10 protein-coding genes and 1 pseudogene are annotated in these 12,434 nt (G+C 45.3%); 7 read left to right on the top strand and 4 right to left on the bottom strand.

What is annotated here, in order from left to right; all coding sequences use genetic code 11:
- Window positions 1-25: 25 nt before the first annotated feature.
- The 7 genes and pseudogenes from AC0IYG_RS08715 (at window position 26) to AC0IYG_RS08745 (ending at window position 9,058) form a co-directional block, all read left to right on the top strand.
- Window positions 26-1,362: pseudogene (locus AC0IYG_RS08715) on the top strand (TldD/PmbA family protein).
- Window positions 1,359-1,976: a DUF4159 domain-containing protein gene (locus AC0IYG_RS08720; RefSeq protein ID WP_471710706.1), complete on the top strand. Its 618-nt coding sequence runs from the start codon at window positions 1,359-1,361 to the stop codon at window positions 1,974-1,976. The pseudogene AC0IYG_RS08715 and the gene AC0IYG_RS08720 overlap by 4 nt, the downstream one beginning before the upstream one ends.
- 145 nt (window positions 1,977-2,121) lie before the next feature.
- Complete coding sequence (locus AC0IYG_RS08725; RefSeq protein ID WP_471710707.1) at window positions 2,122-3,108, top strand: AAA family ATPase; 987 nt, start codon at window positions 2,122-2,124, stop codon at window positions 3,106-3,108.
- Window positions 3,109-3,112: 4 nt separating this feature from the next.
- Window positions 3,113-4,021 (top strand): DUF58 domain-containing protein, encoded by a 909-nt coding sequence (locus AC0IYG_RS08730; protein ID WP_471710708.1) that lies wholly within the window; start codon window positions 3,113-3,115, stop codon window positions 4,019-4,021.
- On the top strand, window positions 4,021-5,142 hold the full coding sequence (locus AC0IYG_RS08735) for a BatA domain-containing protein (protein ID WP_471710709.1): 1,122 nt from the start codon (window positions 4,021-4,023) through the stop codon (window positions 5,140-5,142). Before AC0IYG_RS08730 ends, AC0IYG_RS08735 begins: the two co-directional genes overlap by 1 nt.
- Window positions 5,135-7,351, top strand: coding sequence for a hypothetical protein (locus tag AC0IYG_RS08740; RefSeq protein WP_471710710.1), 2,217 nt, complete (start codon window positions 5,135-5,137; stop codon window positions 7,349-7,351). The genes AC0IYG_RS08735 and AC0IYG_RS08740 overlap by 8 nt, the downstream gene beginning before the upstream one ends.
- Window positions 7,352-7,384: 33 nt before the next feature.
- A complete protein-coding gene (locus AC0IYG_RS08745; RefSeq protein WP_471710711.1) occupies window positions 7,385-9,058 on the top strand; it encodes a hypothetical protein in 1,674 nt (557 codons plus the stop codon).
- A gap of 20 nt (window positions 9,059-9,078) precedes the next feature.
- Here AC0IYG_RS08745 and AC0IYG_RS08750 read toward each other — a convergent pair whose 3' ends face one another.
- From AC0IYG_RS08750 to AC0IYG_RS08765, 4 genes are all read right to left on the bottom strand, one after another.
- Entirely contained in the window at window positions 9,079-10,416 is a 1,338-nt protein-coding gene (locus AC0IYG_RS08750) for a MutS-related protein (RefSeq protein WP_471710712.1), read from the bottom strand.
- 108 nt (window positions 10,417-10,524) lie between these two features.
- A complete protein-coding gene (locus AC0IYG_RS08755) occupies window positions 10,525-11,814 on the bottom strand; it encodes a sensor histidine kinase (RefSeq protein ID WP_471710713.1) in 1,290 nt (429 codons plus the stop codon).
- Window positions 11,811-12,134, bottom strand: a complete 324-nt coding sequence (locus AC0IYG_RS08760) for a circadian clock KaiB family protein (RefSeq protein WP_471710714.1) — start codon at window positions 12,132-12,134, stop codon at window positions 11,811-11,813. The genes AC0IYG_RS08755 and AC0IYG_RS08760 overlap by 4 nt, the downstream gene beginning before the upstream one ends.
- Window positions 12,131-12,430, bottom strand: coding sequence for a circadian clock KaiB family protein (locus AC0IYG_RS08765; protein WP_471710715.1), 300 nt, complete (start codon window positions 12,428-12,430; stop codon window positions 12,131-12,133). Before AC0IYG_RS08765 ends, AC0IYG_RS08760 begins: the two co-directional genes overlap by 4 nt.
- Window positions 12,431-12,434 lie beyond the last annotated feature (4 nt).

Genomic DNA, 12,434 nt, shown 5'->3' on the forward strand with positions numbered 1-12,434 from the left:
CATTCACTCATTCAACATTAACCCAATGTCAATCATACTATCTGAATCAGAAGCAAAAGCATTGTTGCAAAAGGTGCTTGCTTATTCCAAGGCGGATGAATGTGAAATCAATTTGCTGGGCGAGGAGCGGGGAACCTGCGGTATGCCCGTAATGAAGTTTCAACGAGCGGTTCGCTGGTGAATCAAAATTTATCTGTTCAATCGTCTTTTGGTAAAAAAGTAGGCGTTGCGACCATTGATGAGTTCAGCGATGAATCGTTGGAGAAAGTCGTTCGCAGGTCGGAAGAACTTGCGCAGCTTGCACCGGAAAATCCTGAGTATGTGAGCATTCTGGGCCCGCAGACATACATGAAATCAACCGGTTTCTTTGAATCTACGGCTGGCATCAATGCAGACAAACGCGCCGATGCAGTTGCGAAAAGTCTGGAATTGTCGAGAGCTAAAAACTTAACTGCGGCGGGTTTCCTGGATAATCAAAAAGGCTATTCGGCAATGATGAATTCCAAAGGGTTATTTGCCTATTATCCGAGCACAAGCGTCAACTTTTCGCTAACGGTCCGCACGCCGGATGGCACAGGTTCCGGTTACATTGCAAGAGGTTATAGTGATGTAAATAAGCTGGATACGGCCGCGGCAACGACCATTGCAATTCAGAAAGCAATGGGTTCCATGAATGCCAAAGCATTGGAGCCAGGAAAATATACAGTGATTCTCGAACCGACGGCAGCAGCGGTTTTGCTGGAAAATATTTATTTCAATTTTGACGCAAGAAGCGCAGATGAAGGTCGCTCATTCCTGAGCAAGCCGGGCGGAAAAACGAAGCTGGGTGAAAAAATCGTTGACGAACGTGTTAACATTTACTCAGATCCGGCGCACCCTGACTTGCCGGCGTCGCCCTGGGCAGGCGATGGGCAGCCATTGCAGAAAATGAGCTGGATTGAAAAAGGCGTTGTCAAAAACATGGCTTACTCCCGTTATTGGGCGCAAAAAAACAATGTGAAACCGGTTCCTTTTCCTAGCAATGTCATTATGGAAGGCGGGACTGCGACAATGGAGGAGTTAATCAAATCTACAAAACAAGGCATTCTGGTAACCAAACTTTGGTATATCCGCGAAGTAGATCCGCAAACATTGCTGCTGACCGGCCTCACGCGCGACGGCACTTTTTACATTGAAAACGGCGTCATCAAGCATCCGGTTAAGAACTTCCGTTTTAACGAAAGTCCGGTCATTATGCTGAACAATCTGGAAACATTAGGTAAATCAGAAAGGGTTGTGAGCACGGAATCGGACAGGAATTATATGGTTCCGCCTATGAAAATCAGAGAGTTTACATTTTCCTCACTTTCCGACGCGGTTTGAAGCCTTTTTTCTTTACACGAATTCAATACACGTCCGGAAACTGGGACACCGACCAGCGAATGCCCTCCAATTTGCTGCATTCGCTGGTTGAATACACCACCATTCCCATTGATGAGAAGGAAAAAGTGGTGCAATTGAATAGTAATGAAATTTTCAAAAGTCCTTTTTGCTATTTGAGCGGGCACAAGCTCGTCGAGTTTTCTACGCAGGAACGGGACCATTTCCGGCGATATGTGCAAAATGGCGGCTTCGTTTTTGTCGACGACTGCAACCACGATATCGATGGTCTTTTTGCCAAATCATTCGAGCAGGAAATGGAACGGACATTTGGTCCGAAAGCCTTGCAGAAAATTCCCAATAACCATCCGATTTATCGCAGTTTTTTCAAGTTCGAAGATGGCCCGCCAACGACTTCCTTCGAATTGAATGGCTGGGGTGACGATCTTGTGCACGATTATCTCAAAGCAATCACGATCAATGGAAAGATTGGTGTGCTATATAGTAATAAGGATTACGGCTGCGAATGGGATTATGATTTCCGCAACAAACGATTTCTAGCCGTGGACGATACACGTTTCGGTGTAAATATTGTGGTTTATGCATTGAATCAATGAGCCGGCGCCGCTGGGCTGAATGACCGAATATTTACGCCAGTTATTCTGCCACCAGCACCACTTCGCCGTCCGCTTCAGCGGCCGGTCTATAAATTTATAATTTTAAAAAAATGCCGGAGGCTGAGTGCTGACGGTCCCAAAAGCTTTGGAAAAAACCAACCTAACCCATTATAAAGCACTCGTTGCCAAGCTGCCGCTTCTGAAAAAAGAGATTGCCAAAGTGATTGTCGGGCAGCGAGAAGCGATTGATGAAATCCTGATCTCCCTGCTCGCTTCGGGACATTGCCTGCTGGAAGGCGTGCCGGGACTGGCAAAAACTTTAATGGTGAAAACCATGTCGGAAGCGCTGCATATGAGCTTCAAAAGGATCCAGTTTACGCCTGACCTGATGCCCGGCGACATTGTGGGGACGGAGATTTTGGAAGAAGATCACGAAACGGGTAAGAAGTTTTTTAAATTCAATCAGGGGCCCATTTTTGCGAACATTGTGCTCGCTGATGAAATTAACAGGACGCCGCCCAAGACGCAGGCAGCATTATTGGAAGCCATGCAGGAGAAATCGGTGACTTATGGCGGCACAAACTATGAATTGCCCAGCCCGTTCCTGATCATTGCAACCCAAAACCCGATTGAACAGGCAGGAACATATCCGCTGCCGGAAGCGCAGCTTGACCGTTTTTTGCTCTATATTAAGCTGAATTACCCCAATGAGCAGGAAGAACTCGACGTTTTAAAAGGCACAACGGGATCATTTAAAGCCCATATCGAGCGCGTTTTAACAGATTCTGAAATCGTTGATCTGCAAAAACTAACGCGTCAGGTTCACATTAGCGACGAGCTTATTTTGTGGATTAACCGGCTCGTGCGCGCAACGCGCCCGGAAGGAAGTCCGTCGGAATATGTGAAAGAATGGTGCGATTGGGGGGCGGGGCCGCGCGCGGGGCAGGCACTCGTGTTATGCGCCAAAGCCCGCGCCGTCCTGAACGAACGCTTTTCTGTAATTCCCGAAGACATTCAAACATTGGCATATCCTGTTTTGCGGCACAGAATCGCCATGAATTTCCGCGCCGAAGCCGAAAACATCGGCACCGATCAGGTCATTGATCAATTGTTAAAGACCATTAAAGGTTGATAGCATGACAAAAACCAGCGGCCTTCTCGCATCTGAACTGATCAAGCTGAAAAATTTGCAACTTGTTGGCAAGCTGGTTAGCGAAGAACTGATGCTCGGGATTCACGCCAGCAAGCGGTCGGGGATAGGGGTGGAGTTTGAGCAATATCGACATTATGTGCCGGGAGACGATCCCAAACGCATTGACTGGAAGCTTTTTGCGCGCACGGATAAGCATTTGGTCCGCGAATCTTCCACTGAAAGTGACAAGCAAGTCCGGTTTGTGCTGGACCTGTCCGGCTCCATGAATTACACGGAAAATGGTGTCTCGCGCCTGCATTATGCACAAATTTTGCTCGCCTCGCTAAGCTATTTGTGTTACATTCAAAACGATCAGATGAGTTTGTATACATTGAAAAATAGCTCAATACAAACGATTTCGGCCACAGGCGCGGCATCGTCGGGCAGGCAGGCTTTTCAAAAAATATTGGTCGGGTTGGAGAAAACTGCGGCAGAAGGGCCGTGGCGAACGGCAGGCGAAGAGGCCAACGGAATTAACTTTCCGGAACTGCAATCGAAGAAAAAAGAGCAGCTGATCTTCGTCAGCGACTTTCTGCAAGCCGGGGACGAATGGCTGCAACTGATCAAATCGCTGGCCAATGCACATCGTGAAATCGTTATTTTCCAGATTTTGGGTGACCAGGAAACAGACTTCAATCTGGAAGGATTTTATCGGTTTAAAGATCTGGAAACGGGAAAAGAAGTGGAACTGGATGCCGCTTCGGTGCGTGAAAGGTTTCGAAAATCGGCTGATCTGTATTTACAGCAGTTGACAGAATCTCTTCAAATTCCGCACGTGCAGCTGGTGCGCGCGCGCATGAGCGATCCCATTGGAATGGTGTTAAAAGCATTTTTAACCAAAAGAAAAGGCTAATGGAGTTCCTGAATCCATATTTGCTTTGGGGAATGCTCGCTGTCGCGCTGCCGGTGATGATCCATTTTTGGTATCAGAAAAAGGGTAAAATGATCGCTTGGGCAGCTTCGCAATGGCTTACTGATAAGACTTCATTAAAACACCGAGGCATTCGTCTCGATGAAATTCCTTTGCTGCTGCTGCGTTGTTTGCTGGTGATATTGTTGTCGCTCATTCTGAGTAAGCCTGTTCTTAACTGGCTGAAAAATAGCAATGTTAAGCAGCGTATTCATTTGGTGCAGGGCAATTCCAAAGTAGCGGATAATTTCCGGTTTGAGCTGGAAACGGCGATGAAAAAGGGGGAAAAGGTCTATTGGATTGGAGCATCGCAGCAGGAAATTCAGGACATTACTGCGGTTCCCAAGGATGATGATCTGACTTTTTTGCAGCAAACGATCAATGTTCTTGGTGGTCAGGAATCTGATTTTCAGATTTATATCAGCAATGTTCAGGATCTGAAAAGTTTCGGGAAATATTACCTTCCAGGCGCTTTTAACATTCATATTGTTGCCGATTCGGTCAAGAAGGAAACCAATCCTTTTGCCGGAATGAAGGGAAAAAATGGCGCTAATGCGCTCAATGTGCTTGTAACTTATAAAAATCAGGATGAGCAACGGACGGTGGAGGCTGGACTGGCAGCATTAGCGGATGTTTACAAGATTCCGTTTGCAATTGATCGGGAAAATAGGGCAGGAGTGAAATACAACTGGGTTTTGACAGACAGCCTCATTGAAAAATATGACCAGAAGATACTTTACGTCATTCCGAAACAGCATAATTTGAATGTTGCTGGCAACATTGTCGAAGTAACGGATTCCTTGCGACTTGCGACATCGGATGTTGTGAGAAACGGCGAGCTGCCCGAATGGTTGGGCGGACTAATGATCGCGCATTTTGGTTTAATTAAAGATGAAAATCAATGGAGTGAAGGCCAATTGCGCGCCAACTTTGAAACCATAAAACCTAAGAACATGGACGAAAAGAGCCCTAATGATGTATGGCTTTTACTTTTTTTCGTGTTAACGCTGATGGCAGAGCGATGGATTACGTTGCACAAAAACATTCGTAAAAGCCATGCATGAACTCAGAAAATTGATCGGTGCAGTGACCAGCCAGCTTTATGTCAGCGCGGTTTTGCGTTGCGTGTTACTGGCTGTTTCGGCCTATCTTTTTGTGTCGGTTTTTGCGGGTTCAGAAAATGTTGTGAGTGTTCTGGCAGGGTTCGCGGGGTTAGCGTTCGGCATTGCTTTGACGCGTATTTATCAAAACAAAAAATCGACCGCAATTCTGCTCATTCATCAATATGTTGGCGACACAGAGCATAGTCTGCATTTGCTGGAAAAGCCCGAACTGAACATTGCGGAGCAGTTGCAGGTTGACCGGATCGCAAACCGGCATTTCGATTTTCCGTTTTTGAAGCTCTATCGCGGCTTAGGCATTTATGTGGGTTTGCTGTTATTCGCTATTGCATTCCACTTTATTTATCCAAAAATAAACTTCGATCGCAACCAGGAGCAAGAAGCTTTTCAAGAACCTGAAATTTCAAAAAATTCCAATCCGTTGATGGCCCCGGAGTTCGAATCTGCAAAGGTTTCGATAATGCCTCCCGCTTACACAAAGTTGCCCAAGCGAGAATCCAATGACCTTAATGTGAGCACCATATCAGGTTCAACATTGGAGTGGACAATTACATTTAGTCATACAAAAAACCTCGAAATCCGGCTGACCAATAATCGGGGAGAGGAGATTCCGTTTCGCAGGAAAAATAACGTTTTCACCCATGCTGACCGCATTACAGGCTCGGGTTTGTATGCCATTAAAGGTTACTGGAAGGATTCACTGGTCTATCAATCAGCATTTTACCGGCTCGAAGCAATCCCTGATCTGCCTCCGAAAATTGAGCCCGCTTCCAAGGAGCTTTACAAATATCATTTTCTAAAAGATAAAAAGACCATTCAGGTTTCGGCCAAAATCTCGGATGACTTTCTCGTAAAGCAAGCGTTCATTGTGGCGACTTTGGCAAGAGGATCGGGTGAGAATGTTAAGTTTCGCGAGGTGAAATTTCCATTGTCGCCAACCGATTTTAAGCAAGCTAATTTGCAAAAAGAGATCAACCTAAGCGAGCTTAATTTTGCGCCTGGGGATGAGCTTTATTATTACTGGGCGGCAGTTGATAATAAGTCTCCGCAAGCCAATTTCAGTAAATCAGACACTTATTTCCTCGTTTTTAAAGACACAGCGCAGGTGGAAGAGGCGGAACTGGCGACGATGGCGGTGAACATTATGCCTGAATATTTCCGGAGTCAGCGGCAAATCATTATTGACACGGAAAAGCTGATTGCCAAGCGCAAAAAATTGCCTCAAAAAGAATTTGCATCGGTTTCTAATGAAATTGGTTTTGACCAAAAAGTGCTTCGATTGCGCTACGGGCAATATTTGGGTGAAGAATTTGAAACAAGCATTGGCGGAGGAGGCGCGCCGCCGCCGGGTGCGGATGGAGGCAATATGCTTGATGCATTTACGCATAAGTCCGACGGAGAAGGAGAAGCTGCCGAACGTCGTGCTTCCGAGCCTGGGCATCTGGACGAGCACGAAGGACATGATCATGGAAAGGAGGGCGAGGCTGGTGAAAAGGATCCGCTTGCGGCCTTGATGGAGCAGTATGTGCACGCGCATGACGATGCTGAAACCAACACTTTTTACGAGCAATCGACGAGGAGTTTGTTGAAAATGGCGTTGGAGCAAATGTGGCAATCAGAACTTCATTTGCGCATGTATGAGCCCGAAAAGGCATTGCCGTTTGAGCATAAGGCACTTGAATTTTTAAAATCTGCGCAGCATAAGGCCCGCACGTATGTTAAGAAAAGTGGATACGATCCGCCGCCGATTAAAGAAAAGGAAAAGCGCCTCAGTGGGGAAATGAAGGAGATTAGCAGCGACCTTACTCACGTGGTTTTGTTTAAAAATAAAACGACAGCGCAACTGGCAGCTGCTGTTTCAGGCTTTCTTGACATTGGTAAACTGACTAAGGATCAGCAGCTTACATTACAACAATCCGGCGCTGCGCTTTCGGACCGGCTCATCAACAGCGGACCATTTAACGGTGGAATGGGCAACTGGGAAATGATCGCTTCCTTACAAAAGCTGGTCAGTGGAAAAGCGCTTTCTGCAAAAGAAAAGGAGCATTTAAAAACCGATTTGGTAAAATACATGGACCGCTCCGAGCAAATTAAGCGCAGTTATTCCAGCGAAAAGAAATTGGAACAAGCGTTCCGGAAAAAAATGCAATGATCACAAAAATGCCTGCCCGCTTATCTTTTACGCATGATTGAATTTGATTTTAATTGGTCCGAACCGCTTAGTCTGCTAGTGTTTGCACTTGCTGTCGCGCTGTTGCCAATGCTATTGTGGCTCCTGTTTTCGCGACGCAATGCGGAAGTTTCGGCACAGCGATTCTGGCTCCGAACCGGATTAAATGTGCTGCTATGGCTGGCCGTAATGGCATTGATTGTTCAGCCTTATGTGGTTAGAAAACCAAAAACGGTCACGGGGCTGGTTATAGGAAAAGATGTGCCCGGCGACTTTGCTAATGAATTGAAAGACAGTCTTTCTAAATCAGGTGAAATTGTTTTGGAGGATTTGAAGGGAGGCAATATTGATACATTGATTCTAGCTGGACAAGACTTTGATACGACGCTATTTCCCGCCATTATGCAGTCGCAGCGGCTGCCGGATGCGATCAGTTGGTTCCCGTATTTTGCAAAGGATATTCCTTATGATTTGCAATGGAAAGGAATCATTCGCAATGGTGAAATGCAAGTTTTGCACGGCCATATTAAGTCATCAGAAAAGCAGCTCATTAAAATAAAATATGGAAACCAGACGCTGGACAGCACATTGGTGGATGCCGGACAGCAACATTACAAACTGCAATTTCCGGGTTTTACATTAGGACGCACATTAGTCGAATTGACTGTAAATAATGTCGTTACCGACACGCTGCATTTTTTCTCGCGACCCGCTGAGCCCATTGCTGTTCAGTTTATTCTGGATAATCCTGATTTCGAAAGCCGCGCACTGGCGAATTGGCTTGGTAAAATGGGAAACTCAGTAAATTACACGGCTACATTATCCAAAGACGTTGAAAGCAAGCTGACGATCAACATTAAATCCAAAGATCCGGATTTGATCGTCACGGATGCAGGAAATGCGCGTAATGCATTAGTTAAGAAGTTTATAGCGGATGGAAAAAGTGTGCTTTTCCTGAATCTGACAAACGCTCCGGATGAGATTGCTGCGGTTAACGCTGAATTGGGGACCCGTTTTCAGGTTCGGAAATCTTCTGCCGATGAGTTCGTTTCGGTGCAGCCGGGCTTAACCGCATTGCCTTATCAATTTGCGCCATCCAACCGTTATTTTCAGATTGCCGGTTATCCTTTCGCCGTTCAAAAAACGATGGGTAACATTGGCATAAGCTTGTTGAATGAAACTTTTCCGCTGCAATTGTCGGGAGATTCGGTTGCTTATCAGCGCATTTGGAACGCGATATTGGCGCCGATGCGGCCTTTGTCTAAATCTAATATCGAAGTGACAGTGCCGATCCTGGCTGGAATAAAAGCGGAAATTAATTTCAACAATTTTCGAAACCCGATAAAGTCATTTGAAATAGTTGCGGACACGCTCTATCCCGCATACTCAGCATTGAATGCAAAATCTGCAAAAGCCATTTTCAAACCAATAAAAGCTGGGTGGCTTGCTGCGAATGATTCGATAAATGTTGAGTTATTTGTTCAGGATCAAGGGGTTAATGCGCAGCTTTATAATGCAGAACTTGTTAAAGATTTCGTTAAATCCTACAATGCATTCAGGGAGAAGGTCGTTACACCCGCTGCTATCTCAGGGGAAAATCAAGGCGTAAGAAAGAAGTTTTCAGCGTGGATCTGGTTTGGTTTAATTATTTGCTGCCTGCTGTCGGTTTGGGTTGAAAGCAAATTCTAATGTTCGTTTTGGACTTAATATTAATCTTTCGGAGCATGCAAAAGTGCTTCTACGCCGGCTTTTCTTAAAATGACCTGACCCAGTTTTTCGGTCGAAATGCCATCTTCAATCTGAAATGTATTTTCAAAATCATTGCCAATGATCTTCGTCCTGAAACAGCGGAATGAGATCGTTGGAGCATTCACATAATGCTGGATCAGATTCAAAAGATGCGTTGAAACCAAGAATAAGGAGCCCTTATGCAATGTAAATCCGTCGATTACGGTCTTAGAACAATGAAAGGAATCTTCCTGATTCGTGCCCCGAAAAAGCTCGTCAATAATAACAAAACACGATTCGTGCGCTGATAATGCAGTGGCTATATCCTTGATCCTGATTACTTCACCGTAAAAATGGCTGTGCCCCAAGCTGATATTGTCCATCAAATGAATGGAAGTGAAAATCCTGTCAACAAACGAGATGCGCGCCGACTCTGCGGGAACGGGCCAGCCGAGATGAGCAAGATAAACCACCACGCCTGCCGTTTTCAGGAAAGTCGTTTTGCCGCTCGTATTCGCGCCCGTGAGTATGCACACAGGCGTTTGCTGCGTAAGTTGGATGCTGTTCGGAACTGCTTTTTCGATCAGCGGATGCCATATGTTCTTCACTTCGAAAACCGGTTCATTTTTCATTATTACCAATTCAGGGAAATGCAGATTGTGCATTTTAGCTGTCTTTGCAATGGAATGATAGGCATCCAGCAAATAACAGCAGTCCAGCAACTTGCGAAAATCCTTCTTCTGCGCAATCCGCAAGCGGTAATCCCACAGGAAAATCGAACTTTGAGAAAGCTTAGTTTCTTTTGTTTTCAGAATAGACGCGAAGCCCGAAGTCTTGAAAAACTTCCTCAAAAAGTCGATGTGATCTTGCAGCAGCATCGGGATTTCGACATTATCAATGCGCAAAACCATGTCCTGGACGGCCCTGAAAATGCGGAAAGTTGCGATGAGTCCGCTGCGAACGAGATAGAATTCGGAAGGATTTCGCCAAGCGAAAATCATCGTATCCAACCAATGCTGAAAGACGTCCTGCGACATCGAATACGCAATGCTCGAATCATAATATGCTTCCGAAGCCGCGATATAAGTTCGGGAAACCTCAATGCTGAACAAATGCATATCAGCGACGAGGATTTTTAGCAAATCTTGCGTTAGTAGCGCCTCACTAATTGTGGCTTTTGGAGCTAAAAGCATCGTTTTCAACGCATCACGCCCGCCTTGCGTTGCTGTGTGGTCAAAGCAGTTGAGTATGCTAGCTTCGTTAGCATGCCTCGAAATAATCTGTAATTCTTGAAGCGTTTGAATGTCGGTGGGCTGCATTGCATATCGAGTTTGAGCTCAAAAATATGCATTACCGGGAAGGTGAAAGTCTTAAAAAGAGTTAAAACGCCTTGTAACCAGCCATTTAAAATGATTGTAAGTCAACTGCTAGCCTTGGGAAACAGGCAATGTCAGTTCAAAGCTTGCGCCTTGTCCTTCTTTGCTGGTCACGCTGATGCTGCCGTTGTGTTTGTCAATGATCTTTTTCGTAATGGCAAGCCCGATTCCTGATCCTTCATATTTGTCCTTTGTATTGAGCCGCTCGAATAGTGAGAATATTCGTTCGTTATACAGCTCATCAAAACCAATTCCATTATCCGAAATCGTGATAAAACAAGTGTTTGGTTGCGCGGCGTCGTCCTTCAATGCGGAGCCATTTTGCTCGCTTAATCCACCCGAAATGCGAATAACCGGCCTTTGACCTGGTTTTGAAAACTTGATAGAATTGCTGATCAGGTTTTGGAAAACCTGCTTGATCTGCCCGCGGTTAACTTCAACTTGCGGCAGATCATCGACTTGAATGTCCGCATTTCTTTCCTGGATCAAGATTTCATAATCTTCCAGCACTTCGTTTACGACATCATTCAAATTGGTCACCGAGAAATTGTGCAAGTGCGTCGAAAGCCTTGAATAACTCAGAATGTCCGTGATCATATTCCGCATTCTGAGCGAGGAAGCAATTATTTTGTCCAGATAATTAACATTCTCGTCCGTCAGCTCATGGATAAGTTTGTTTCTGAGCATGGTCGAAAATATCAGGATCTTGCGAAGTGGTTCCTGCAAATCATGCGATGCCACAGAAGCGAATTGCTGCAAGTCGTGGTTGCTGGTTTCGAGCTCCGCGTTAATCTCTTCCAATCGCAAATTGTTCATTTTAAGCAATTGCTGAATTTCTTTCTGGAACGAAAGGTCTGTTAAAATCACGCTTAACGCCGGGCCTTCATCGAGTTGCAGCATGGTAACGGAAAGCTGACAGGGCACCATGGCGCCATTCCTGCTGATGCAAAGCTCAGTTTTGCTGTCTTCTTCCCAGCCATTATTAAAAAGGTCGAGATAAATTGCCTTGAATGGTTCGGGGATGAAATCACTGAAATGCAAGCCCACCACTTTGGAAAGCGGCATATCAATCATCGAGGCGAACATTGAATTGCAATACAGAATAAGGCCCTGGTGATTCAGCGTCACAGCGCCCTCATTCATTTTTTCAATAAAAACACGGTAAGTCTGGTCAGCGGTTTTCAGCGTGAACAACTGATGGCCGCCGTCCGGATTTTTGACAACAAGCGCGTCAACCTGCCCGGATCGTATGGCATGAATGGTTTCAGTGGCTTCTTCCAATTGTGCAAGCAGCTCCTCATTTTCCCTAACCAACTCTTCGTATGTCTTTTGATTGTTCATTTTGCAGTCGAAATTCCCAGACCTTTAAGTACTTTTTCCGTATCGGACATGTCTCCGATCAACCTTCTTACTGGAAGCGGCTTACTTTTGATTAATAGAGGTAAGGCAATGATCTGTTCTTTTTCAGCAATGGTTTTTTGTTGGTAAACGTCAATAATTTCTAACGAATAATCGCCCTTCAAATACTGTTCACAGATTTCTTTTACATTAACAACCGCCCTTCTGGAATTGAAGGACGCGCCTGTAATGAACAGCCGAAGCACGTAACGAGGGTCATTCGCGTCTTGATCAATCGGCTCTATATCTGTGGGTTCACTCATTCTAATCTTTTTGCAGGGCGTATATTTAATCCTACGAGCACTTTTTCTTCATTGGAAAGGTCTCCGATGATCTTACGGATCGGCTCGGGCACTTTTTTTACCAATGTCGGAATTGCCAGGATTTGGTCCCCTTCGGCCAATTGTGGCTGCAAAAGAAGATCGATTACTTCAATGACATATTTATCCTTCAAATATTCTTCACAATATCTTTTCAGATTCGAGAGGGCGGTTACGGACTTTTCAGTTTTACCGGCGACATAGAGTCTAAGCTCCCAGATTTCTTCTTTTTCTTCCATTTAT

Source organism: Dyadobacter sp. AC419 (assembly GCF_979253085.1).